This is a genomic window from Methylocystis sp. JAN1, assembly GCF_052186135.1.
Taxonomy (GTDB): domain Bacteria; phylum Pseudomonadota; class Alphaproteobacteria; order Rhizobiales; family Beijerinckiaceae; genus Methylocystis.
In genome coordinates this window covers 3,356,504-3,379,758 of sequence record NZ_CP181499.1, presented here as the reverse complement: position 1 = coordinate 3,379,758, position 23,255 = coordinate 3,356,504, and the positions used below count along the sequence as shown (strand labels likewise).

The window sequence follows — 23,255 nt, the reverse complement described above, 5'->3', positions numbered from 1 at the left end:
GCCGCGCTCTAATGGCGAAGCAGGCGCATGATCTGCGCCTGCGCCGCGTGCGCCGTCAGATTCAGGCCTTCCCAAACCGTGCGCGTCGTCTCGCCATGGAAAAAATGACCGTCCATGGTCATGAACGCGGCGAGAAAGCTCGCGATGAAACCCAATCTAGCCATGACGCTTCAGGCGAGAACCCCCTCCTCGCGGGATGCACAACTGGACTCATAGAAAATCGGGTTTTCGAGTGTTTTTCAGATTCAATTAAAATTGCGCGGACGGGCTGAAAAATTTCAGGGCGATCCGGTGAACGCCGGGCATGAGCCGATCCTCCCCCTTTGCGGCGAGGGGCCTCGTGCGAAGCAGGGCGGAGAAAAGCTCCGTCAATGTCATGCGGCGCGAAACCCGCCAGGCGGTCTTCGACCGCCACAGTTTGTTGACAAACCTCCCGAGGCGGCCTCGTCCTTCGAGACGCGAGCTTTGCTCGCTCCTCAGGATGAGGCCTAAGTATTTGGCGCTGAAGGAAAAAGCCCCTCATGCTGAGGAGCCTGCGCAGCAGGTGTCTCGAAGCACGAGGGGCGTCGCCGCTACTTTGTCAGCAGCCTGGGGCGGTCTTCGACCGCCAGCTTCCCGGTAAAGGGGGCATCGAGCGCCTGGCGTCCCAGATCGTTGATCGCCCCGCGCCGCAAAAAATTCCTTCCCGGATTTCCCCGGCCGGCCAGCCGGTGTATGCAAAAGGGCGGCGCGCCTGCGCCTGGAGCGCGTTGCGAAAAGTGGGGAAACGTTTTTGCATGAAGCGCGCTCCAAACCTTTAGATTCGATCGCGCCGGAGTCAGGCGGACGCGCGGGCCGCTGAAAGCGTGGTCGAATCGGCGGCGTCGCGCGCTTCTCGCGAAACAGGGTCTTCCTCAGATGGGCGCCTCGGGCGATTCGCCTCATACACAAAAAAAGCTCGCCTTCATCTCCTCCGGCACGCCCGAGGCCGAGGAGGCGCGGCTGCGCCTTGCCGAGAAATATGGCGACGTTCCGCCGGAGGAGGCGGACTGCATCGTGGCGCTGGGCGGCGACGGGCTGATGCTGCGCACGCTTCACAACTACATGGATTCCGGCAAGCCGATTTATGGCATGAATCGGGGTTCGGTCGGCTTTCTGATGAATCAGTATCGCGAGACCGGGCTGCGCAAGCGCATCGCGGAGGCGAAGGCCGCAATCATCCATCCGCTGCTGATGCACGCCACCAATGTGCGCGGCGATGAATTTTCGGCGCATGCGATCAACGAGGTTTCGCTGCTGCGCCAGACCTCGCAGGTCGCGAAGCTGCGCATTCTCGTCAACGGGCACGAGCGGTTGCCTGAGCTCATCACGGACGGCGTGCTGGTTTCGACCCCGGCGGGGTCGACCGCCTACAATCTCTCCGCCAACGGCCCGATCCTGCCGCTCGACAGCCCGCTGATGGCGCTGACGCCCATTTCCGCCTTCCGCCCGCGCCGCTGGCGCGGCGCCCTGCTGCCCGACGCGGCGAAGGTCAGGATCGAAGTGCTGGAATCCGCCAAGCGTCCGGTCTCGGTCGTCGCCGACCATGACGAATTCCGCGATCTCGCTTACGTGGACATAGCGATGGATCACGGCACCGGTCTCGTGTTGCTGCACGATCCCGGGCACTCGCTGGAGGAGCGCATTTTGCGGGAGCAGTTCGGATATTGACGATCGCGCGACGCGCGGTCGTTGCGAGAAGGACCGCGACGAAGCAATGCGGGAAGCGACGATGAGGCTCCGGATCGTTTTGCTCGCTCGCAATTTCGGGCGGTCGCATGCGCGTCAATTCACCCGCTACGCCGCGAACCGCATCAGCTCGGTTTCGAACGCCGCCATGTCGATGATTGGCGAGGTGTCGATCACGGTCGGAGCGGCCGGCGAGGCGACGACGGGCGCGCTCGCTTCCGCCGCCATGCGAGCGGCCTCGGCGCGGGCCTCCTCCAGCGCGGCTTCCATCTCGAAGCGGCGCAGCAGCGCCATCAGCTTGTCGAGCTCGCCGCCATTGATCTCCTCGCAGGCCGTGAGCACGCGCTCGACCATGACGAGCGAGAGGCGCGCCTCGCCGTCCTGGGCGTCGCCATATTCCCGCTGCGCCTCGAGCGCCGCCCGGAAGGCGGGCAGGAATTTTTCAGGCAGTCCCGCCCGGTCGTAGAGGGCGGCGAAGCCGGTGCCGCGGAAGTCGCGCACGAGACCCGCGACCTTGTCCTCGCGCAGCCCGGACAGTTCGACCAGCGCGGCCTCGAAGAGATCGCGATTGCCGGAAAGCAATGCGCGCAGCACGAGGCTCGCGGTGAGTTGCCGCGAGGCGCGCAGATGGGCGACGAGTTCGCGCACGCCGTGGCGGCCGTCATGCGCGGCGGCGTTCGTCACGATGATGACATTCGCCTTGTCGCGCTCCTCTCGCGAGAGGCGCTCGACGCGCTCATTGGTCAGCCAGCCGCAGTCGACGACGAAGGCGGAAAGCGCGGCAGCGGTCGCGTTGACCAGATCGTTTTTCACCGTCGCGGGCAACCACGGGCGCGAGAGCAGGGCCTCGCGCATTTCGCCGTCGTCGCCGAAGCGTTCGATCATCCGGCGCATCGAAAATTCGGGAAGATCCGCGCCCGGATTGACCGCCAGCGAGATCGCCGCCTCGCGAACGCCCACCTCGACGAGCGCGGCGCAGACTCCGGCGGGAACGCGCGCCCGCAATGCGATCGCGCTCTGCGCGAAAGCGTCGCCGATGGCGGCGCAGTCGATGAGCTCCGCCTCGGTGAGGAGCGGCGAACGTGACAAAACGGGGGCCGCCACGTCGGATTGATCGCTTGCGAGGGCCGCGACGAGGGCGTGCGGCGCGTCGACGGCGCTTGCAAAATTGTCGGAGAGCGCGCGGCGCACCAGCGGCGAGGGATCGTCGAGAAGCGACATCAGCGCGATTTCCGTGTCGCGCCGCTCCTGGACGTCCAGCGCGGAATAAAGATAGGCGCGCGCCAGCGCGCCGGCGCCTTCCGCGCGTTGCGCCGCATTGGCCGTCTGCGCCCAGGACAGGAAATGACGCACAATCATGGGACGCTCGACCTCCGTTAACGCAGCGGCTTACCTGAAAGGATTATGGCGATTTATGGTAAATTCTGCCTTAAGGACGCGCGACCGCGCTTAAGAGACGACGTGAGATGCGCTCTATTTTGATAGTTGAGGCCGATGCGCGCGGCGTGATGGCGAGCGCGCTCGCGAGCGGGGCCTCCGCCCTGTTGCTCCGTCTCGGAGGGCGCGGGGCGCGTGAGCGAGACGCCGCCCGGGCGTCCGTGCGCGACGCCATCGAAAGCGCGGGGGAGCTGAAGGAGCGCCCACGAATTTTCGCGCAGATCGCGCCGGCCTCGAGCGAGCTTGTCGACGCCGATCTGGCGGCGCTGGTTTCTCCTTATTTCGACGGCGTCTTTCTTGAAGCCTGCGAGGGGCGCGCGCATATCCAGCAGATCGCCGCCAAGCTGTCTGTCCGGGAGGCGGAAGCGGGGCTTCCGGCGGGCTTCGTGAAGATCGTCGCGCTCGCGGCTCAGACGCCGGCCGGCATTTTCGCCTTGGGCGATTATCACGGCGCGTCGGCGCGGCTTGCCGGGCTGGCCATGGACGATTCCTCGCCGCGCGGCGAGGCGCGGCGGATCGCCCGCGCGCTTCTCGTCCTCGGCGCCGCGGCCGCGGGCGTCGCGGCCTTCGATCTCGCGCCCGATCTCGACGCCGCCGCGCCGGAAGCGGGCTGTGCAGCAGCGCGGCGGGAGGGGTTTTCGGGCCTCGTCGCGCGTTCGGCCGGCGAAATCGCCGCCATAGAGCGCGCTTTCGCCGGCGTGATCGACAAAAGGCCACGATCGGCGCCATAGAACGTGACGATGACCAAGACCAATTTCCGCAAGGCCGGCTCTTTTCTCGCCGCCGCTTTGTTGCTGGCGGCGACCGCCGATCAGGCTCACGCGCGCCGGGGACATCCGGCGTCCCCGCAATCGAGCCCCGAGCAATCCGGGCCGGCGCCCGCCGCCCTCGCGAATACGGAGGGAATGTCGACGCTGCGTCTCAGCGCCACGCTTGCCGTCAACGATTCCCAACCTGTTCGCTCGGGCCTCGTCTGGCGGGTTTTTGAAGAGGCGGCTCAGCCCGACGGCTCGCACAGGCTCCTCGCGCAATCCGACGAGGCGAGCCCGACAATTCCGCTCCCCGACGGCGCCTATATCGTGCATGCGGCCTACGGGCTTGCCGGGGCGACCCGCCGGGTCCTGGTCGAAGGGCACAGCGTCTCCGAGCGCCTGCCGCTCAACGCCGGAGGCCTCAAGCTCGTCGATATGTTGGGCGGAAGCAAGATTCCGCCGCAGCGCCTGTCGATCTCGATCTATGTGCCGGAGCGCGGCAATGCGGAGGCGAAGCTCGTGCTGGCCAACGCCAAGGCCGACGACGTGATCTGCCTGCCGGAGGGCGCTTATCACATCGTCTCGACCCTGCTCGACACGGGGCAGGGCGCGCAGGGTGGCGCCAATGCGACAAACTCGGTCGTCACCGCGGATCTGAAGGTCCCGGCCGGCAAGCTGATCGAGGCGACGCTGAAGCATCACGCCGCGACCATGACGCTCAAGCTGGTCAAGGCGCCGGGCGGCGAGGCGCTCGCCAACACCAGCTTTTCCGTGCTGACGCCGGGCGGCGACGTCATTCGCGAACTGATCGGCGCCTTTCCCTCGCTTGTCCTCGCCGAGGGCGAATATGTCGCGATCGCCCGTCATGAGGGAAAGACCTACCAGAATACGTTCCGGGTCCAATCCACCAGGGACGCCGACGTGGAGGTCGTCGTGAAGGAAGAATCGCCGCCGCCTGAGGAGCAGCCGCAATAAAAGCTCTTGTTTCTACATTCTTTTCCAGGCGTGGAATTATTTCTGGACTATTTCTGATCAATTAATGGTCCGTCTCTGGCGGGTATTTTTGGTTCCAGAGTGGCTGCCCTAAGTGGCCTCCGCTGGCTCTTTTTCGCTGGCCTGAATCTGTCTATAAAATAAGCATTGTGATCGCGAACTAATCGTTCGTTGCACAAAAAGGCGGCCCTTTGGCTGCTCACTAATCATGCTCGCCAAGGGAAACTCGCTCATGATCTCCATTTCCCGTCGCATTGCGCTCTTCGCTCTCGCTGCCGGCCTGTCTTTCGCCTCTTTTGGCGCCGCCGAGGCGCGCGACCGGAGCGCCAAGCCGGCTGTGCGCCATGCCGAGGACTTCTACGCTTATTCCAATGCGCCTGAGATGGCGGCGCCCGCCGCCCCTGCGACCGAGAGCCGAGGCTGCTTCACGACCAACAGCCCGGTTGAGGCCACAAAAGGCATTCGTCACTGGAGCGGCCGCTGCTGATCCGGTTGGCGGCAACCCACAAAAAAGCCGGCGACCTGCGTCGCCGGCTTCTTTTCTAAATGGTCCTCGGTCGCTCAGAGCAGCGAGAAGGGGATGATCACGTCCATGTTGAACATTCCCTGCGAACGGCTCTGGCCAAGCGGGTTGCTGGACGTCACGCCCCGGAAGAAGGGGGTCGTGCCGTTGACGGCCGTATCCCAGCGGAATTCCGGACGGATGATCAGGCCCGTGATGATCGGCATCTTTGGCAATTCCGGCGTGATCGTCACGCCCGCGGTCAGGCCGAGATAGCTCGTGCCCTGTCCGCCCGGACGGAAGATGCAGGAGTAGCAGGGGAAGCCGTGGAAAACGTTGATCGCGTCGTAGTAGCCGGGGAAGGCCGCCACGAAGAAGTTCTTGTTATCACGGTAATATTCGACGCGGCCATTGACCTTGAAGATGTCGTTGACCTTGTAAGACGCATATTGCGCGACGGCGTAGGAGTCCGCGCCCTGCGGCTTCAGCGGAACGCCGGCGAGATTGGTGCCGAAATTTGCGTCCAGCGCATTGATCGTCGCCGCCGGCAGGCCGGTCTGCGAGATCGGGTTCGAGCCGCTCTCGCGGTTATAGGCGATATCCGTGATGAGCGTCAGGTTTTCCGTCACCTTCCAGGTCGTGGTGAGGTTGCTGAAGGTGCGGTTTGCGGAGTTCGGGTCGCAGACGCAGGCCAGCGGCGTGTTCGGCCAGGTCAGCGCCAAGGCGCCAGGGAACGGCGCGAAGGGCAGGAACGGATTGCCGCGCTGAACCGGGTTTTCCGGACCATGATGGACGATGCCGAGGATGGTCAGATTGCCGTCCAGCAGGTTGAGGCCGAAGCCGCCGTGGAAGGAGGGCGAATTGTTGTTGTCGCCCGGCCATCCCGGGAAGCCGGTGTTCACGCCGGTTGTGACGCCGGTGTAAATATCGAGCCAGTCGCGAACGTGGGTCGTGAACATCGCGCCGGTATGGAGGAAGGGCCCGAAATTGAAGATGTAGGAGTGGCTGTAGAAGAGATTGTCCTTCGCGTACATGACTTCGGCGCCATTGTACGTCGGGAACTGACCGACTTTCACGTCGATGCCGCCCTGAGAGATAAAGCTCGTCCAGGGAAGGTGAGCCTGAAGATTCGCCTCCAGGAAGCCGATCTGGGTACGGTCGGCAATCGCGTATTCGAGGGTGCCGGTATAGTGGTTATACCGCATGTCCTCGCCGATCTGGAGCTGCGCCTTGAAGCCGAAGTCATAGGTCGTCGCCTTTGAGTCCAGCGGACGCTGAACGGTCAGCACAGCGCCGTTGAAGGTCGGCCAGTTGGCGCGGTCTGTGTAGAGATGGCCCCAGTTCAGCTTGTTGAAGGGCTGGTTGAAATTGATGGCGACGCCGCCCTCGACGAAGCCGTCGACGGTGACCGTATCGAGCCAGGCCGGCGGCGGCGGGGGAGCCGGGGGCGCTTTCTTCTTTGCGGCCACATCGGCCGCAATGGCCATGCTGGCTGCGATTGACGCCGCAGTCACAATGGGGAGGTAATACCACTTCATGCCAGGAACTCCGGTTAGGAGGCGAAACCTGGAGCGATTTCAAACGCAGCAAGGCGCTCATTCAAGCTCAACTGCATCGCACATGCCCAATCGTTGAGCAAAATCGGCCTTTCTGAATATTTGTGTCCGTGGATGTGGCGCCAATGTCACAATTTGGAGTGGTCTAACCGCGCCAATTTTTCCGCTTTGTTAACCAACGCGGCAAGCAAACCGCCCTCTCGCCCATCGCTCCTTTGACGCGCTGTGATGCGTTGATTCGCCTTGCATCCGGAGCGCCGGGCGCTTGCCTGGACAATTTCGAGGCCCACCTTCCGAGGTGACGGTTGTGTTCGCAACCGTCCAAAGTGAAGGGGAGCCGTATGTCGGGAAATGAACAAGAAACAGGGCCGGATTTCGCCCAGGGAGTCGCTCTTGACGTTCTTGAGCCGGGCGCGCCGTTGCGTGGGCGCGTGGCGGACAGAGCCGCGATCATGGTCCGCTCGTGCGGCGAGGTTTTCATCGTCGGCGCCGCGTGCAGCCATTATCACGGGCCGCTCGACGAGGGCCTCGTCGTCGGCGACACGATCCGTTGCCCCTGGCACCACGCCTGTTTCAGCTTGCGTTCCGGCGAGGCTCTCCGGGCCCCGGCGTTCGACGCGCTCCCCAGATGGCGGGTCGAGCAGGCAGACGGAAAAATTTACGCGCGCGAGAGGATCAAGAGCGCCGAGGCTAAGCCGGCGCCGGCGCGGGCGCCGCGGTCGGTCGCGATCGTCGGGGCGGGCGCGGCGGGTTTCGCCGCCGCCCAGGCGCTGCGGACCGAGGGCTATGACGGCGTGATCGAGATGATCGGCGTCGATCCGGCGCAGCCCTATGACCGCCCGAATCTCTCCAAGGACTATCTCGCCGGAACCGCCCAGCCCGAATGGCTCCCTTTGCGCGATCCGGCTTGGTATCGCGAAAATGGCGTGCTGCTGCGCCTCGGCCGAAAGGTCGAGTCGCTCGACGTCGCCGCCAAGCGGTTGACGCTCGAGGGCGGCGAGGCGGTCTCCTTCGACGCGTTGCTGCTCGCGACCGGCGCCGAGCCCGTGCGCCTGCCAATTCCGGGCGCGGACGGGCCGAACGTCCATTACCTGCGCAGCATCGCCGACGCGGACAGGATCATCGCCGCGAGCGCGGGGGCAAAACGCGTCGCCGTCATCGGCGCGAGCTTCATTGGCCTCGAAGTCGCGGCCTCGTTGCGCGGGCGCGGGCTCGAAGTTCATGTCGTCGCGCCGGAGGCCGTCCCCATGGCGCGCATTCTCGGGCCGGAGCTCGGCGCGCATGTGCGTCAGCTCCATGAGGCTCGCGGCGTCGTCTTCCATCTCGAAGACACGGCGATGCGGATCGGGGAGGGCGGTCTGAGCCTCGAAAAGGGCGGCGCGCTTGCGGCGGATTTCGTCGTTATCGGCGTCGGCGTGCGGCCCAATCTGGCTCTGGCCGAGGCGGCCGGCCTTGCGACCGACAAGGGCGTGCTTGTCGACGAATATCTGATGACGAGCGCGCCCGACGTCTATGCGGCGGGCGACATCGCCCGCTGGCCGGACAAGATCACCGGCGAAAATATCCGCGTCGAGCATTGGGTCGTGGCGGAGCGCCAGGGCCAGACGGCCGCGCGCAATATGCTCGGCCGGAAGGAGCGCTTCGACGCCGCGCCGTTCTTCTGGAGCCAGCATTACGATCAGGTCGTCTGCTATGTCGGCCATGCGCCCGGATGGGATCGCCATGAGGTTTCGGGCGATCCGGCTTCGGGCGCCTGCACAGTCGTCTATTACAAGGGCGACCGGAAGCTCGCGGTCGCGACGCTGGGACGCGACCTTGAAAGCCTGAAAGCCGAAGAGGCCTTCGAGAAGGCGATGGGCGCGCTGGCTTAAAAGGAAAGGGCGCGGGGGAGGTCCCCGCGCCCTCAGACTACCGACGGAGCGGCGGCGCCCCTTCGTGCTTCGAGGCGCCCGCTGCGCATGTTCCTCAGCTTGCGGCATGAGGGGCGCCAGGCGCTTAAGGCTTCATCCATCCGAGGCGCAAGCGAAGCTCGCGTCCCGAGGGATGAGGCCGCCCCGGAGGTTTGTCGGCAAACCGAAGGCGCCGGGAAGTCCTGCGCCGTTACATCGCTTTCCATCAGTCGAAGCGGCCCGCGGCGTGGCCGAGCATGGTGTAGACCTTGCCGGCGTCGCCGGTCAGCAGGTCGAGCGCCTTGGAGCCGTCGCGGTCGCCGCGGCTCGTCTCGACGAGAAGATCCTCGAAGTGGCGCACATAGTGGTCGACCGTCGCGCGGAACTCGGGATCGATGCGGTAGCGGCGGCGGATTTCCTCGAAGGTTTGATGGCCCTGCGCGGTGTAGAGACGGCGGCCGAAGAGTCCGCCTTTCTCGCCGCGCTGATAGCGGCGCCATAGCTCCGCGACCGCGGCGTTGTCGACCATGCGGGCGATATCGAGCGTGAGACTGTCGAGACCGCCGGCATTGCCCTGGCGCGGCGCGCGGGCCGGCGGGACCTGCGGCGACGGCTGCACCGCCGGCCCAGCCGTTTGCGGCTCGTCACGCGAGGCGCGGGCGAGGAGATCGCTCAGCCAACCGCCCTGCGGTTCGCGCGCGGGCTCGGCGGCGCGTGGCGCGGGAGCCGGGGCGGGCGGCGGCGGAGCCGCGGCGAGACGCGGCTTCGGCTGCTCGGCGCGAGAGGCCGGCTCGAAGACGCGTCGAGCGGCGGGCGGCGCCTGTTCCGCGATGTCGTAGACGCGGCCCGAGCGCGCGACGATGTCGGTCAGCTCGTTCAGGGCCTTGACCTGATCGCCCACGACGCGGCGCAGCGCCGCCGCCTGCTCGGCAGTCTCGCGCGGCAGCTCGGTCGCGCCGCGACGCACCTCTTCGCGGGTGCTCTCCAGCTCTCGATGGATCTCGCGCGAGAGGCCGCGGATTTCTTCCGCCGTCGATTGGAAGCGCGCGCTCGCGTCGTTGAAGAGACGGTTGATTTCCTCATTCGCCTGGGTGAAGGCGGCGCGCAGCGCCTTTTCGGTGTCGGTGCGCTGGCCTTCCGCCGCCGAACGGATATGCGCGAAGCGCGCCTCGACCATGTTCGCCGTCTCTTCGGTGGTGGCCGAGAGGGCGCCGCTGATGTCGCTCGAACGATTTTCGATCGAGCGGAACGTGTCCTCCATGCGCTGGGCGAAGCTCGTCAGCGCGCCCTCGACCTCGGCGCGCTTGCCCTCGACGTGCGAGACCAGGTTCTCGAGCGTGTTGCGGCGGGCTTCGAAGACGGCGTCGAGCGCCTGCTGGCTCTGCGCGAGCTGCGCCGCGCTTTGCGCCAGCTCGTGCTGGCGCTCGCCGAGCGCGTCGGCGATAGCGTGGGCGTTGTCGATCGTTCCGCCAGCGACGTCGCTGATTTGCTGGACCTGACCGGAAACGACGCGGATGGCCTCCTGGAACTCGGTGAGGCGCGTGCCCAGCTCGCGCTCCAGATTGACGAGATTGCCGCCGGTCTTGTCGATGATGCTGTGCAGCGAGGCATTGGTCTGTCCGAGCTTGTCGAGCAGGGTCGGCAGCTCCGCGCGGATCTTGTCGTTCATCGCGACGAGCGCGCCGATCGAGGTCCGCGCTCCCGCGTCGAGCGCCTGCGTGAGCGACGCCGTGGAGTCCTCGATCGCCTGCGACAGCTCCTCGCGCTTGTCGCCGATGTGACGGACAATGGCCGCGCCGCGCGTCTCGATCGTCTTGGCGATCAGCTCGCCGACGCTGGCGAGCTCGTTCGTGACCACGCCGCCGCGTTCTCCGAAGGTCGTCTGAATTTGCGCGAGCCGCTCGTCCAGCGCCGTCTGGAGTTGCGACAGACGCGACTCCAGCGCGCCGCTGATCTCTTCCACGCGTTGTGTGAGCGCCTGGCCGAGATCGCCGGTGCGGGCGTGCATCGTCGTGTCGAGTTCGCGGCGGGCGTCGGCGAGGACGTGGTTGATGTCCTGCAGGCGCGCGCTGATCGACTCGATGACGTTGCGGCCGCGCTCGTCGATCTCCGTCGACACCGAGCCAAGGCGCTCGACCACGTTCTTTTCAAAAAGTTCGATGCGACCGTCCAGCGTTTCGGCGAGATCCTTCGCGCGTCCGCCGAGCGTCTCGTTGATTTCCGCAGCCTTGGAGGCGAGCGTCGCCGCGAGTTCGGAGGAGCGGTTGAGCAGCACGGAATCGACGTCCTTGAGCTTGGCGTCGAGCGTTTGCGCGACCTCGCGGCCGCCTTCGCCCATGACGCGGGCGACTTCGAGCGCGTGACTGGCGAGAGACTCCTGCAGCTTCTGCCCGCCGGCTCCAAGGCCGGCGTCCATGTGCCGGACGAACTCCTCGATCCGCCGCGCCGCTTCGCGCGTGCGGGCGTCGCTGACAGTCTCGAAGGCTTCGATCTTGCTCGACATGACCGCGGCGATGTCGTCCGCGCGCGCGCCGAGCTTTTCGACCAGCCGCTCGCCCTTATCGCCGATCGTGTGGTCGATGGCGTCGAGCTTGGCGTTGACCTCGCTCGCCAGCTTGCCGACCTGCTCGCTCAGGCGCGTGAAGGCCGAGACGGTGGTCGCGTCGAGTTCGCTCACGAGCTTGCCGCCCCGCACCGAGATCGCGTCGTCGATCGTTTCGAGACGCGTGTCGATTTCATGCGCGAAATGACGAGAATTGTCGCCGATCCGCGCGGCGAACTGATCGACCTGCTCGGCGAGCTTGTCGACGAAGACGCCGCCCTGGGCGTTCATCGTCCGGTCGATCGCCTCGAGCTTCGCGTCGAGCGAGGCGTAAAGTTCGTACGAGCGTTCGTCGATGCGCGAAGCGATCCGGTCGGCCTGCTCGGCGAGCTTGCCGACCAGCGCGCCGCCACGGGCGTTCACCGTCTCGTCAATCGCGCCCATCCGGTTCTGCAGTTCGGCCGAAAGCTGCTGCGCGCTCGCGCCGATGCGGTCGGCGAACTGGTTGGTCTGCGCCGCGATCTGCTCCACGAGCGCCGCGCCGCGCAGCGACACCGCGTCGTCGAGAGCGGAGAGGCGCGCGTCGATCTCCTGCGCGAAATGGCGTGAATTGTCGCCGATGCGCGAGGCGAACTGATCGGCCTGCGCGGCGATGCGGTCGGCGAGCGCGCCGCCATGAGAGGCGAGGGACTGGTCGATCGCATTGATGCGGTCGTCGACGCTCGCGACGAAACGCTCGGCCTGCGCGCCGATGCGGGCGTCGGCGTCCTCGGTGCGCTGCGCGAGGTTCTGCACCAGCTCGCCGCCGCGGCCGCCGATCACTTCTTCGATGATGTTCAGGCGCTGGGCGACCTCGCTGCTGAGCTGCGAGGCGTGCTGGGCGACGCGGTCTGCGATCGCCGAGCCGTCGCGCAGCAACGCGTTTTCGAACTGGTCGAGCTGGGCGCCCAGCGTCGTGGCGATGCGTTCGCCGTGTTGGGCGAGCGAGACCACCACTTCCTTGCCCTGTTCCAGCACGGAGCCCTCGAACGCCACGAGACGCTCGGCGAGCGCTTCGTTGAGACGCTCGCCCTGAGTGGCGAGGGCGACCACGGCGTCGCCCGCAGTCGTGGCGAAGCGATCCTGCATGGTCTCGGAGTTCTGGGCGAGGGCCGCCGTGGCTTCCGCGACGCTGCGCTGAAGGGTCTCGCGCAGGGACACGCTGCTCGTTTCGAGCTCCTGCAGGGCGCGCTCGCGCGTCTCCTCCATCGTATGGGCGACAGCCATGCCGGCGCTTTCAAGCGCGGCCATGCGCTCGCCGAGCAATTCGTCGACGCGCTTGGCGTGCTCCGCGACGAGGGCGGCGACATTTTCGCTGTGGCGGCGCACCGACGACTCGAAGGCGCCGACGCCCGTGGTCAGCGTGCCGGACATGCGGGCGCTCTCTTCCTCGATTCGGCGCGCGGTCTCGGCGTTGAGTTGTTGCACGGCGTTTTCGAAAGCCTGCAGGCGCCCCGAGAGATCCTCGCCCGTCGCCGTGGTCTGCTCGAGCACCTTCTGGGCGATCTCCTCGCCCTGGCGCAGAAAGGTGTCCTCGAAAGAAGCGAGGCCCTGAGCGAAGGCGGCGTTGATTTCCTCGCTCTTCGACGCGACGCGCGCGGCGGCTTCGCCGCTGTGGCGGGCGACGGCCTCGGCGAAGGCGGAGATGCCTTCATTGACCGCGGCCGCGGCCTGCTCGCCATGCTGCGCGACGCGCGCCGCGACGGCTTCGCTCTGGCGGAGGATCGCGTCCTCGAAGGAGGCGAGGCCGAGCGAGAGATTGGTCAGCGCGCGGTCGCCATGTTCGGACACCCGAGACGCGGCCTCCTCGCTCTTTTTGGCGACCGTCTCTTCAAGAGCGGCGATCTGGCGGGAGAGTTCCGCCGTCGCGCGTTCGCCGTGGGAAGAAACAAGATCGGCGACTTCCGCGCTGCTGCGGGAGACTGTTTCTTCGAGGGCCGCGATCTGGCGCGTGAGCTCGGTCGTCGCCTGCTCTCCATGCGTTGCGACAAGCGCGGCGACCTCGTCGCGGCTGCGCGTGACCGTCTCCTCGAACGCGGCGATCTGCTTGGTGAGGTCCGTGGTCGCGGCGTCGCCATGGAGCGCGACCATATCGGCGATGTCCTTGGCGTGGCGCGCGACGCTTTCCTCGAAGGCCGCGAGGCGCTCCAAAAGCAGATTGCGGGCGCGATCTCCGTGTTCGGAAACGCGGTTCGACAGTTGCTCGCCATGTTCGACGACCGCCCCTTCGAAAGCCGCGAGCCTGTCCGCGACCAGCTCGGCGGCGCGCTCGCCCTCGGTGACGACGCGGGCGGCGACGTCAGCGCCGCGCTGCGTGAAGGTCTCCTCGAAAGCCGCGAGGCGATCCGTGAGGATCGCCGTGGCGCGGTCGCCATGTTCGGCGACACGGGCCGAGACGTCGGCGCTGTGGCGCGCGACGGCGGCCTCGAAGGCCGCGATCTGCTGCACGACTTCGGAAGTGGCGCGGACGCCCTGCTCGGTGAGGCGGGCGGCGACGGTTTCGCTGCGCTGGAGAACCGCGTCCTCGAAGGCGGCGAGGCCGACGGAAAGATTGGCCAGCGCGCGGTCGCCATGTTCCGCCACGCGGGCGGCGATCTCCTCGCCGCGCTGCGCGACGGCGGCCTCGAAGGCCTCGACATGATGCGCCAGCGCGCCGGTCGCCTTGACGCTTTCTTCCGCAACGCGGCTCGCGACCTGCTCGGTCTGCGACGCGATCGCGTCCTGGAAGGCGGCGAGATGCTCTGTCAGTTTCGTGCTCGAACGGTAGCCATGCTCGACGACTCGCGCGGTCAGCTCCTCGCCCCGCTGCGCGACAGCGGCTTCGAAACTGGCGAGCTGCCCGGTCAATGTCGAGGTCGCGCGTTCGCTATGCTCGGTCAGGCGCGCCGCGACGTTTTCGCTCCTCGCGGCGACGGCGGACTCGAACGCCTCCATCTGTTCGGCGATTCCATTCGCCGCGCGTTCGCCCGTTTCCGCGACGCGCCCCGCGACGCTCTCGGTCTGCGCGAGCATCGCGTTTTCAAAAGCGGCGATACGGTCGGCGAGCGTCGCGCTCGCGCGTTCGCTGTGTTCGGCCACGCGCGCGGCGACCTCGTCGCTGCGCTGCGCCACCGTGTCCTCGAAGGCGGCGAGACGGCCGCTCACGGTCGTCGCGGCGAATTCCCCTTGTTCGACGACGCGCGCGGCGGCGTCCTGCGCGCCGCGGGCCAGCGCTTCCTGGAATTCGGCCAGACGCGAGGTCAGCGTATTCGTCGCGCGGTCGCCATGTTCGGCGACGCGGGCCGCCAGCTCGTCGCCGCGCTTGGCGAAGACGTTCTCGAAATCGCCCAGGCGTTCGGTGAGCTCGGCGGATGTTTTCTGCGTATGGTCGGCGATGCGGGCGGCCATCTCCTCGCCCTGGCGGGTGAAGGTTTCCTCGAAAACGGCGAGGCCCTCGCTCAGCGCGGTCGTGACGCGGTCGCCATGTTCGGCGACGCGCAGCGCCGCGTCGGCGCTGTTCTTCACGACCGTATCCTCGAAGGCCGCGAGCCGTTCGGCGAGCGTCGCCTCGAACTGGCCGCCGCGCTCGGTCACGCGTTCGATCATGTCCTCGCCGCGCTTGAGCACCATGCGCTCGAAATTGTCGAGGCGCTCGGCGAGCGTTTCGTTCACCCGGTCGCTGTGCGAACCGAGCGCCGAAACCGCGTCGCTCGCCAGATTGACGAAGCGCTCTTGCAGCGTGTCGGCCTGCTCGACGAGGGAGGAGGCCGTTTCGCTCATGCTGCGCGCGAGGGTTTCGTGGATCGCCTTGCCGCGCTCCTCGAATTCCTGATGCGCCTTGAGGTTGGTTTCCTCCATCAGGCCCAGGAGCCGGTTCTCCGCGCTTTCGAAAGTGGCCTTGGCCGCCTCCACCTGTTCGGCGACGCTGGTCGTCAAACGGTTCGTCGTCTCGGCGAGCGACTTGTCGAGCGCGCCGCCATGGGTGGAAATCGCCTCGTTGATCACGCCGCCAGTCTCGGCGAGGCGCACGATCAGACGATCGCCCTGGCCGGCGATGGAGTCGGCGAAGCTTGCGCCGAGCTCTTCGAAGCGCTCGAGGATCGTCGCGCCGCGCACGCCGAAATCCACGGCGAGCGCCTCGCTGGCGGTTTGCAGCTTGCTCCCGACCTCTGAGACGCCGTCGGTGAAGCGCCGCGACACGTCTTCGCTCGCGCCCGCGATCTGTTGCGCGACGGCGTCGCCCGTCTGCGTGAGGACGCCCACGACGCGGTCGCCATGCGAAGCGAGCGTGGACTCGAAATTGTCGCCGGCCGTTTCGAGCGCCAGCTTGATCTCCTCGCCTTTCGTGCCGAGCGAGGAGGTGACGCGGGCTCCGGCGTCGCTCACGGCTTCCGCGAGATGCGCGGAAGTGGCGGCGAGTTCCTGAGACAACGCGTCTCGCGCGCCGAGGAGCGACGAGCGGGCGTTGTCCGCGTTGACGACGATCGCCTCGCGTTCGCGGGTCAACTCGTCGATCAGCAGGCGGATGCGGCGCTCGTTTTCCGTATAGGAGCGTTCGAGATTGGTGACCTCGGTGCGCACGATCACTTCGAGCTCGCCGGCGCGGGCCAGAGCGCGCTCGATGCCGTCGCCCATCGACGCGGCTTCGCGGCGGATGGCCTGCGAGAGGGAGACGACCTGTTCCGTGGCGATGGTTTCGGGCTCGATCAGCCGGATGGCGACCTCGGTCATCGAGTTCGCGATGAGCCGCATTTCATGAGCGCGGCGCGCCATGAGGCCCGTGATGAAGAGAAAGACCGTCGGGCCGACGAGCGCCGCGATGGTCAGGACCGGCTTGGGCGCGAGGAAGGAGCCGTCGGCGTCGACAATCTCGCCCTGATGGAAAAACACATAGAGAATCCAACAAACCGCCCACAGCGCGATCGAGGCGAACGTCATCGCCATAATGCTGCGGTTCGGCGCGATCTGCAGCGCGGCGCGCAGTTCGCCAACCGTGCGGCGATCGTCGTTTGCCGGCGAGACCGTCGGCGGCATGAGCGGCGGCGGCTTCGGCGCTTCTCGCGCCTCGACCTTGTGCGACATGGCCCGGCTCATATTCATCGCGACGGATTCCGAGACCGAAGACGCCGGATCCGGCTCCTCCGTCTTCGGAGCGCCGCCTTCCGCGGCGGGGGGCGCGCCAAGGTCGAGCGCCTCCTCGATCGCGGAAAGAGCGGCGGAGGCCGCGTCCTGAATCTTGCCAGATTTCGACATCGCGTAACTCTCCGAGCGGCGACAAGGCGCACCGCTCCCTACGCGCCCGAAGGTGCGGGCGCCCAAAGGATTAACCAAATCTTACAGCCCATGCCGTGCAATTGAAACACGGGCTCGGGCCGTAATCCTAAACTTCGTTAACGCGACCTTCAGAAGTCGGCGCGAGTCTTCTTGCGGGAAAGGCTCGACGGCGCGGCTGCGCTCGCCACATAGCCTTGTAAGCGCGGCGATTTCAGGGGCGGACGCTTCCTTGCGCGAGACTGGAGAATCGAAATGGCCGAGGCTGCGCCTGTTAACCATGAGCGACAGGGCCGCGACGTCGGCGACGGGGGCGCGGCGCCGATCCTCGATCTCGTTCATCTTTCCCGCCAGACATTTGGCGATCATTCGCTTGAGATGGAGCTCCTGACGCTTTTCGATCGCCAGGCCGAGCAGTTCTCGGCGCGGCTCTCTCAGTCTGGCGCGTGCGACGGCTCCCGGGCGGATCTTGCGCATACGCTGAAAGGTTCCGCGCGGGCGATCGGCGCCTTCGCCTTGGGCGACGCGGCGGAAGCCTATGAGGCCGCCTTGCGCGGTGGAAGCGACGAATCCGCGCTCCGCGAGAGGCTCGTCGCGGCGCTCTCGACGGTCCGCGCGGCGATCGCGGATCTCTGCGAGCGGGCCTGATCACGCTGCGCTTTGAAAGCGCCCGAGCGCAGCGTGATCTAGAAAGGCCCGATCGGAAAATACTTCAGATAGAGTTCGGCGAAGACGCCCCGCCGGTCGAGACGGGCCAGCGCGTAGTCGAGCGCGCGCCGCAGGGGATCGTTGCCCTTTTTCACGGCGACGCCGATACCCTCGCCGAAGTAGCGCGGGTCGGTGAAGGGCCCGTCCTTGAAGCTGCAGCATCCCGCCGCCTCGGCGCCGTTGAGCCAGAAGGAAAGGCTCACCGCGTCGCCGAAATGCGCCGACACCTTGCCGTATTTGAGCGCGTTGCGGGCCAGCGCCGGGGTTTCGAAGGTCACGCGCTCCGCCTGCGGATAGAACGCCTTGAGAAAGGCCTCGTGGCGCGAGCCGGCCACGACCGCGACCTTGCGGTCGGCGACCGCCTCGGGCGTCGCCGCCGGCAGCGTCGTGTCGGTGAGCATCGCGAAGCGGCCGGGAGTCAGGAAGTAGGGGGCGGTGAAATCCGCCTGCCTCCGCGTCTCGTCGTTGATCGCGAGCGAGGCGATGACGGCGTCGCCGCTATTGTCGTTGAGCGAGGGGATGAGCAGCTCCCATTTGCGCCGCTGAATGCTGCAAGGGACGTCGAGCTCGGCGCAGATGGCGCGCGCGAGGTCGACGTTGAAGCCCGCGAGCTGGCCGTCGCCCAGCAAAAAATTGAAGGGCGGAAAGTCATCTTCCGTCAGGAATCGGATCTGCCTGATGCGCGAGAGATCGGGCTTCTGCAGCGAATGTTGCGGGTCGAAGAAGGACGGCGGGGCGGCGGCCGACGTCGCGCCCGGCGCCGGATCGGCGAAGACGAGGAGGGCGAGACCGGCGGCGAGGGCGCTCAGGGGAAATCGAGGCACGGACGCTCCCGATGGGTGAGTCGGGCGAGGAAGCTGTTGCGAAATCGCCGGCGAGAGTGAATAGTCAAGCCCGAGCAATTCCGTTCATAGAGTTTTAGTTCATGAGCATGGCGTCGGTCGACCCTTTTCCTGTCGATCCCTCCTCCCGCGCGAAGGAGGAGGCGCGCGCCCCGCGTCAGCGCGGCAAGGCCGATCCCTCGCTCTCCGCGCGCCGCGTCGCGACCGGCCGGGGCGGCGCGGCGCGCCCGCCGCCGGTTGAAATCGCGTTTCTGCTCAATTACGGCGTCCCCATCGAGGCGCTGAATTACGCGACCTCGGTCGCGCGCCGGCAGGGCGTTTCCGCCGACGCGGCGCTGCTCGCCGAGGGCATCGTCGCCGAGGACGTGTTTTATCGCGCGCTTGCGGATTATCTGCGCGTGCGTTTCGTCGACGCGGACATCGACCTCGCGCCGGGCGCCTTCGCGACGGCGAGCCAGGGCTATGCGGCGCTGCGGGAAGGGAAAAACGGGCTGCGCTGGCTCTTCGCGCCGACGGGAACGGAAATCTTCCGTCTGATGAGCGTCGCCCGCGCGTCGAAGGGACGGCCGCTCTTCGCCGTGACGACGCGCACGCGTTTTCTCGCTGCGTTGCGGGAGGCCTACCCGCCGGAGGTCGCGCGCGCCGCAAGCTTCTCGGCCGAGCGCGTGGACAAGGATCTTTGCGTGCGCGGCTCCCTGCGACGGGCGCCGCTTGCGCTGTCTGCGGCGGTTCTCCTGGGCCTTGTCGCCTGTCTTTTCGCGCCGTTCGAGGCGGCGAGCCTTTCCGCGGCCTTCATCCTCGCGGCGGCTTTTCTTTCGAGCGTCTTTCTCCGCCTCGCCGCCTGCGCCGCCAGCTTCAAGGCGGAGGCGCCGCCCGCCTTGATCGAGGATGCGCGGCTGCCGGTCTATACGGTCGTCGTCGCGCTTTACAAGGAGGCTGCGGTGGCGCGCCAGCTCGCGCGCGCCATCGACCGTTTCGACTATCCGGTATTATGGAGCAAACGCACCAAGCTAATATAAGCTGTTCGGCCGTCCCACCGCTATCCTGTCCCACGTTGGAATTTCTCCGAGATGGGACGATGGCAGACCCTCAAATCCTGACGACGCTCCGCCGCAAGCGTGATGAGATGGAAGCGGCGATCCGCGCCTATGAGAAGAAGACGGAAGCGCTCCGCCGCGATCTGGCGCATGTCAACGCAACGCTGCGCATGTTCGAAATAAACGGGGAGCATGAGGTCTTCCCCGTCCACATGGACTTAGCCCGCCTGTTCAAGCGCGGTGAGGTTTTCAGGATATGCCAAGCGGCCCTAGAAGCCGCTCCCGAGGGCCTGGATACGCGGGAGCTGGCGCTAGCGGTCATCCGCGCCAAGGGCATGGACGAAGGCGACGCCGTGCTTCGCAAGGCCATCAATTACCGGATTGTGCAGGCCATGCGGATGCAGGAATTGCGTAGGAGGGTTTCAGGTGCTGGGAAACGGAAAGGGGTTAGGGTCTGGTGCCTATCGCTGGGGCGTTGACAGGTGTATAGCAAGCCCCATACAGCCGCGACGTAGTATGGCGCATTCCCACGAGGCCGCAATGAGTAATCAAGAAGTTACCTTCCACTTTATAAAAGCCAACGATTGCAAGGATATTGCCGTTGATGGCGCGTTTGGCGGGATAAGTGTATCTGGCAAAATAGCGGCAGCGATCTACTCAGAAAGGCCGCCAATACCAAAATCAGTTACGCACGCTGTTGACGGTAACAGCCTTGGCCCTGAGTTAGAGGATAAACGCGAGGTCAGAGATGGCCCCGTGCGGTCGGTTAATGCCGTGCTGTATTTCGATCTTGCATCGGCAACTTCATTTCGTGATTGGCTGGACGGAAAGATAAAAGAGCTGTCTCGCTTGCAGGGTAAATAAAATGAATATTTTTTCTGATAAACCGGGTCTTTCTGCGGGATCTATTTCAATAAAGCCGCAGCACAGCTCTGGGTCACTCAGATCTGGTAGCATAATATTTGACAAGCCTAATGTTAGCATGTCTCAATCAAAGGGGGAAGATGAGATATTGGCTTCTCTTGCTCCAGTGCAACGATTAAAATACATTGCGAGTAATCGACCTGGCTACCTAGTGGTAGCTTCCATTGGTGTGGTTGCTGCGCTGTATGCAATTCAACCAACCATTCTAGCGTTATTTCTAGATATAGCCTCCGCTACTGGATTGAATGCTTACGCACAAACTAGCGCATCTCATGCGCAGCAACCAATGAACATTAATGCCCCGGCTGCGATCGCGATCTACAACGCCGTTTCAAGAGATTCATTTATTCTGCTTTTGTTGGCAATAGCCCTTTTTTGGTGCCTTGGGTTAATTACTTTCTCAAAGAGCGCAGAAAAGCTTGGTTTCGCAAAGGATTTAATAAAATTGATTATTGGTTATTTCGTTGGAGCGGTGTCAACTTCGCATTTGAAGTGAATTGTTAAATCGACCGCTGCCAATAACCTTTCCACTGGCGCGACACCGGATGCGCCAGTGCTGCCGCCGTCACCATCAGATATTGCTCGCCGTTCGAAACGCGGCGGTGATCCTCGCGCCACGCCATCTCGCGGGAATAGGCGGCGAGGTAGGGGCCGCTTAGATGATGGTGGTGGCCAAGCTCGGCGCGACGGATGCGGGAGAAGAAGCTTTCCGCCTGATTGGTGCAGGCGCCTTCGGCGCTGTAGGCGTACTGGTGGTTGATGCGCTTCGTGAGGAAGATCGCATGGAGCTTGTCCCAATGGGCGGCTTCGTCGGCGTGAACGGTAGCATTCGGCGCGACGCGCTCTGCAATCGTCGCGACTGACTCGCCCTCTGACTTGAAGACGAAGGGAAGCGTGCGGCCCTTGCGCTCGCGCATGACAACCACGACGCGGCGCTTGCCGTTCTGGTTCTTGGCCAGGCGGCGGTCAATGCGGTTTTCCTTGTAGTTGGAAGGCTTGATGTAGCCGCCAACGTAGCAGCCATCCACTTCGACGTTACCCGCAGGGGTAACGGTTTCAACCTCAGCCGCGAGGGCTTCGCGGATTTTGTGGGCCAGCACGAAAGCTGTCTTGTACTGGACGTTTAGGTCGCGGGAGAGCGCTAGCGCGCTCTTGCCCTTCACCTCGTTGACGAAGATCGCAATGGCCAAGAGATAGTCGCGAACCGGAAGCTTGCGGCTGGCGAAAATGGTCCCGCTGGTAACAGAGAACTGGCCCTCACAGCCCTTGCACTTGAAGATCGGGCGCGACTTGTAGGCGTAGACGGCGGCGCAACCGCAATGCGGGCAAACCGGCTGGCCTTCCGTGGCGCTCCAACGGATCATCCGGAAGGCGTCGCGGGCTTCTTCCTCGGACATGCGCGCGACCTTCGCCAGCGAGAGCGAGCGAGCGGCGGTCGAAAGGAGGAAGTGCTGCGCCATGGTCTGAGGTCCAACGTTTTCCGTTGACCTCAGTGATAAGTGACAAAAGTGATGGCGTCAACACAAAATGATGACCTTGACGCTTTTTATTGACGTCGCTATCGTCCAGGCATGACTCCAGCACAGTGCCGCGCCGCTCGCGCATTTCTTGATATCTCGCAACCCGAACTGGCGACAGCCGCGAACGTCGGGGTTTCGACGGTGCGCGACTTTGAAGCCGGGCGCCGGACGCCGATGGCGAACAATCTAAAGGCAATTCAAGTTGAGCTTGAGTCACGGGGGATTATCTTCGTGAATGGGCCGGAAGCGGATGGCGTTCTGCTCAACAACGGGCCCGCTGAAAGTGACGCGGTGCACTAGGTTTTGTGGTATGTAGGAAAGGTGGAGGCGGGGGGAGTCGAACCCCAGAGAGGACCCTTGCAAATGAGCCTCTGGCCCGGCCTTTATCCGCCCCCACGGAGGGCTCGGCCGTTTAAGCGGCAGAGCCCTCAATTTCTTTTGGAGGCGGCGCGAACAAGTCGTCTCGCGCGGGCGGGAACGCCTTCGAAAAGTGGCGGATGAACTCATCCTTGTCGGAAGAAATGCGTAGCAGCGTCGTCACCGACACAATCTGTTTTTCCAGATGCGGATGGCCGATATCCGAGGTCAGCAACTGGTGATGCAAGTGCTTCCTTCTGCGCTTTTCGGGGTCGTAAGGATTTTTGGTTTCGAGCTCTTCAATGACCCCTGGAGGCAATGGATCGTAGATAAGCGCCTTTGTGAGCTTGCCGATGTACGCGTTACGCGCGTTGCTGCCGGGGGTGTAATTCCAGCCCCAGACGCGGTGCAGTTCTTCGTAAAATGAGTCAGGGAAACGCTTCGCCCACGGGAGAAGCTCCGCAGAGATGTACGCCGCGAGGATCGCTTGAAGCTCGTCGCGCGCCCTTACTTTGGTGTAGCCAGTGGCATCGTCGACAAGCGAGATAATGCCAATCTGTTCAAAGCCATTGAGGAGAACTTCGGCAAACTTCGCGGCCGACTTCTGGCCGGGGTTTAGCGCCCCTGCATCCCTAGCGGCGATGTACACCTTACAGACGAGTGGGAGCAACTCGGCGCGATATCCAGTCCGCTTCTGTCCGCTTATGCTAAGATATTCGATCGGCTCCAAAAAATTCAGGATTTCCCCTTTGATGAAAGGGTCGAGGTTTTTGGCGTCGATAAAGTTCGGCCGCGCTGTGTGCTTGTACGTCCCTTTCCACGGACGCCCGAGGGCCTCAAGGAAAGCGCGGCTCATGAGTACGCGGCGCCCGTCCTTAAGATTGGCGACCTTCAGAGGGACGACCCCTGGAATATGAAGTTCGCCCTCATGCGACGCGCGCGGCAAACCCCAGCGCGCCGCAGCGCCTTTCTTGGCGATCTCCTTCATTTCTTCCGGGGAAAGATTCGTCGCCCGCTTTTTGCCGCCCAACGCTCCAAACTCAGCAGCCGTCGATGGGGCGTCTTTTTCATCAGCCATTGTCGCGCCTCGTGCTTAGGGTGCGACAATAGAACGTGCTTAGCCTGATTCTGTCAAGGTAAGCATGTCTCCACGCTGTTGATAATGTGCTTAGCCTAAAATTCATGAGAGCCTACAATGCG

General features: G+C 64.8%; 18 protein-coding genes. 11 read left to right on the top strand and 7 right to left on the bottom strand.

The genetic code is table 11. The annotated features are described in order from the left end of the window. Nucleotides 1-8: 8 nt before the first annotated feature. Nucleotides 9-164 (bottom strand): hypothetical protein, encoded by a 156-nt coding sequence (locus ACNHKD_RS16130; RefSeq protein ID WP_442754501.1) that lies wholly within the window; start codon nt 162-164, stop codon nt 9-11. Between the two features lie 733 nt (nt 165-897). Between ACNHKD_RS16130 and ACNHKD_RS16125 the strand changes: the two genes are divergently transcribed. Next, a complete protein-coding gene (locus tag ACNHKD_RS16125; protein WP_442754500.1) occupies nt 898-1,689 on the top strand; it encodes an NAD kinase in 792 nt (263 codons plus the stop codon). A 126-nt stretch (nt 1,690-1,815) separates the two neighbouring features. Here the strand turns inward: ACNHKD_RS16125 and ACNHKD_RS16120 are convergent, their stop codons facing one another. Then, nucleotides 1,816-3,066 carry a DUF2336 domain-containing protein gene (locus ACNHKD_RS16120; RefSeq protein WP_442754499.1) on the bottom strand — a complete coding sequence of 417 codons (1,251 nt, stop codon included), beginning with the start codon at nt 3,064-3,066 and terminating at the stop codon, nt 1,816-1,818. Nucleotides 3,067-3,173: 107 nt separating this feature from the next. Between ACNHKD_RS16120 and ACNHKD_RS16115 the strand changes: the two genes are divergently transcribed. The 3 genes from ACNHKD_RS16115 to ACNHKD_RS16105 all read left to right on the top strand — a co-directional run bounded on the left by ACNHKD_RS16115 (nt 3,174) and on the right by ACNHKD_RS16105 (nt 5,376). Next, nucleotides 3,174-3,875 carry an aldolase/citrate lyase family protein gene (locus tag ACNHKD_RS16115; protein ID WP_442754498.1) on the top strand — a complete coding sequence of 234 codons (702 nt, stop codon included), beginning with the start codon at nt 3,174-3,176 and terminating at the stop codon, nt 3,873-3,875. Nucleotides 3,876-3,884: 9 nt separating this feature from the next. Continuing rightward, on the top strand, nt 3,885-4,871 hold the full coding sequence (locus tag ACNHKD_RS16110) for a hypothetical protein (protein WP_442754497.1): 987 nt from the start codon (nt 3,885-3,887) through the stop codon (nt 4,869-4,871). 250 nt (nt 4,872-5,121) lie between these two features. Further along, a complete protein-coding gene (locus ACNHKD_RS16105; RefSeq protein WP_442754496.1) occupies nt 5,122-5,376 on the top strand; it encodes a hypothetical protein in 255 nt (84 codons plus the stop codon). Between the two features lie 74 nt (nt 5,377-5,450). On the opposite strand, the gene ACNHKD_RS16100 is transcribed toward ACNHKD_RS16105, so the two are convergent. Then, nucleotides 5,451-6,929, bottom strand: a complete 1,479-nt coding sequence (locus ACNHKD_RS16100) for an outer membrane beta-barrel protein (protein WP_442754495.1) — start codon at nt 6,927-6,929, stop codon at nt 5,451-5,453. A gap of 359 nt (nt 6,930-7,288) precedes the next feature. Here ACNHKD_RS16100 and ACNHKD_RS16095 point away from each other — a divergent pair, with 359 nt between their 5' ends. After that, a complete protein-coding gene (locus ACNHKD_RS16095) occupies nt 7,289-8,818 on the top strand; it encodes an FAD-dependent oxidoreductase (protein ID WP_442754494.1) in 1,530 nt (509 codons plus the stop codon). 244 nt (nt 8,819-9,062) lie between these two features. Here the strand turns inward: ACNHKD_RS16095 and ACNHKD_RS16090 are convergent, their stop codons facing one another. Then, nucleotides 9,063-16,649, bottom strand: coding sequence for an apolipoprotein acyltransferase (locus tag ACNHKD_RS16090; protein ID WP_442754493.1), 7,587 nt, complete (start codon nt 16,647-16,649; stop codon nt 9,063-9,065). A gap of 273 nt (nt 16,650-16,922) precedes the next feature. Between ACNHKD_RS16090 and ACNHKD_RS16085 the strand changes: the two genes are divergently transcribed. After that, nucleotides 16,923-17,315, top strand: coding sequence for an Hpt domain-containing protein (locus ACNHKD_RS16085; RefSeq protein ID WP_442754492.1), 393 nt, complete (start codon nt 16,923-16,925; stop codon nt 17,313-17,315). Nucleotides 17,316-17,353: 38 nt separating this feature from the next. On the opposite strand, the gene ACNHKD_RS16080 is transcribed toward ACNHKD_RS16085, so the two are convergent. After that, the gene (locus ACNHKD_RS16080) at nt 17,354-18,199 is read right to left on the bottom strand and encodes a transporter substrate-binding domain-containing protein (RefSeq protein WP_442754491.1); all 846 of its coding nucleotides are present in this window, start codon (nt 18,197-18,199) and stop codon (nt 17,354-17,356) included. A gap of 101 nt (nt 18,200-18,300) precedes the next feature. Between ACNHKD_RS16080 and ACNHKD_RS16075 the strand changes: the two genes are divergently transcribed. From ACNHKD_RS16075 to ACNHKD_RS16060, 4 genes are all read left to right on the top strand, one after another. After that, the gene (locus tag ACNHKD_RS16075; RefSeq protein ID WP_442754490.1) at nt 18,301-19,236 is read left to right on the top strand and encodes a hypothetical protein; all 936 of its coding nucleotides are present in this window, start codon (nt 18,301-18,303) and stop codon (nt 19,234-19,236) included. Nucleotides 19,237-19,295: 59 nt separating this feature from the next. Continuing rightward, nucleotides 19,296-19,733 carry a hypothetical protein gene (locus tag ACNHKD_RS16070; protein ID WP_442754489.1) on the top strand — a complete coding sequence of 146 codons (438 nt, stop codon included), beginning with the start codon at nt 19,296-19,298 and terminating at the stop codon, nt 19,731-19,733. 61 nt (nt 19,734-19,794) lie between these two features. Further along, a complete protein-coding gene (locus tag ACNHKD_RS16065) occupies nt 19,795-20,118 on the top strand; it encodes a hypothetical protein (protein WP_442754488.1) in 324 nt (107 codons plus the stop codon). 1 nt (nt 20,119) lies between these two features. Next, nucleotides 20,120-20,674, top strand: a complete 555-nt coding sequence (locus tag ACNHKD_RS16060) for a hypothetical protein (RefSeq protein ID WP_442754487.1) — start codon at nt 20,120-20,122, stop codon at nt 20,672-20,674. Between the two features lie 4 nt (nt 20,675-20,678). Here ACNHKD_RS16060 and ACNHKD_RS16055 read toward each other — a convergent pair whose 3' ends face one another. Beyond that, nucleotides 20,679-21,638, bottom strand: coding sequence for an IS1595 family transposase (locus ACNHKD_RS16055; RefSeq protein ID WP_442754486.1), 960 nt, complete (start codon nt 21,636-21,638; stop codon nt 20,679-20,681). Nucleotides 21,639-21,749: 111 nt separating this feature from the next. Between ACNHKD_RS16055 and ACNHKD_RS16050 the strand changes: the two genes are divergently transcribed. Beyond that, nucleotides 21,750-21,998, top strand: a complete 249-nt coding sequence (locus tag ACNHKD_RS16050; protein ID WP_442754485.1) for a helix-turn-helix domain-containing protein — start codon at nt 21,750-21,752, stop codon at nt 21,996-21,998. 112 nt (nt 21,999-22,110) lie between these two features. Here ACNHKD_RS16050 and ACNHKD_RS16045 read toward each other — a convergent pair whose 3' ends face one another. Next, entirely contained in the window at nt 22,111-23,133 is a 1,023-nt protein-coding gene (locus tag ACNHKD_RS16045) for a P63C domain-containing protein (protein ID WP_442754484.1), read from the bottom strand. Nucleotides 23,134-23,255 lie beyond the last annotated feature (122 nt).

Excerpts from the sequence above, each read along its gene's own strand:
- ACNHKD_RS16115 (WP_442754498.1), top strand. The coding sequence starts at position 3,174 with ATGCGCTCTATTTTGATAGTTGAGGCCGATGCGCGCGGCGTGATGGCG.
- ACNHKD_RS16120 (WP_442754499.1), bottom strand. The coding sequence starts at position 3,066 with ATGATTGTGCGTCATTTCCTGTCCTGGGCGCAGACGGCCAATGCGGCG.
- ACNHKD_RS16045 (WP_442754484.1), bottom strand. The coding sequence starts at position 23,133 with ATGGCTGATGAAAAAGACGCCCCATCGACGGCTGCTGAGTTTGGAGCG.
- ACNHKD_RS16125 (WP_442754500.1), top strand. The coding sequence starts at position 898 with ATGGGCGCCTCGGGCGATTCGCCTCATACACAAAAAAAGCTCGCCTTC.
- ACNHKD_RS16085 (WP_442754492.1), top strand. The coding sequence starts at position 16,923 with ATGGCCGAGGCTGCGCCTGTTAACCATGAGCGACAGGGCCGCGACGTC.
- ACNHKD_RS16095 (WP_442754494.1), top strand. The coding sequence starts at position 7,289 with ATGTCGGGAAATGAACAAGAAACAGGGCCGGATTTCGCCCAGGGAGTC.
- ACNHKD_RS16055 (WP_442754486.1), bottom strand. The coding sequence starts at position 21,638 with ATGGCGCAGCACTTCCTCCTTTCGACCGCCGCTCGCTCGCTCTCGCTG.
- ACNHKD_RS16070 (WP_442754489.1), top strand. The coding sequence starts at position 19,296 with ATGGCAGACCCTCAAATCCTGACGACGCTCCGCCGCAAGCGTGATGAG.
- ACNHKD_RS16050 (WP_442754485.1), top strand. The coding sequence starts at position 21,750 with ATGACTCCAGCACAGTGCCGCGCCGCTCGCGCATTTCTTGATATCTCG.
- ACNHKD_RS16090 (WP_442754493.1), bottom strand. The coding sequence starts at position 16,649 with ATGTCGAAATCTGGCAAGATTCAGGACGCGGCCTCCGCCGCTCTTTCC.
- ACNHKD_RS16100 (WP_442754495.1), bottom strand. The coding sequence starts at position 6,929 with ATGAAGTGGTATTACCTCCCCATTGTGACTGCGGCGTCAATCGCAGCC.
- ACNHKD_RS16130 (WP_442754501.1), bottom strand. The coding sequence starts at position 164 with ATGGCTAGATTGGGTTTCATCGCGAGCTTTCTCGCCGCGTTCATGACC.
- ACNHKD_RS16060 (WP_442754487.1), top strand. The coding sequence starts at position 20,120 with ATGAATATTTTTTCTGATAAACCGGGTCTTTCTGCGGGATCTATTTCA.
- ACNHKD_RS16110 (WP_442754497.1), top strand. The coding sequence starts at position 3,885 with ATGACCAAGACCAATTTCCGCAAGGCCGGCTCTTTTCTCGCCGCCGCT.
- ACNHKD_RS16065 (WP_442754488.1), top strand. The coding sequence starts at position 19,795 with ATGAGTAATCAAGAAGTTACCTTCCACTTTATAAAAGCCAACGATTGC.
- ACNHKD_RS16075 (WP_442754490.1), top strand. The coding sequence starts at position 18,301 with ATGAGCATGGCGTCGGTCGACCCTTTTCCTGTCGATCCCTCCTCCCGC.
- ACNHKD_RS16105 (WP_442754496.1), top strand. The coding sequence starts at position 5,122 with ATGATCTCCATTTCCCGTCGCATTGCGCTCTTCGCTCTCGCTGCCGGC.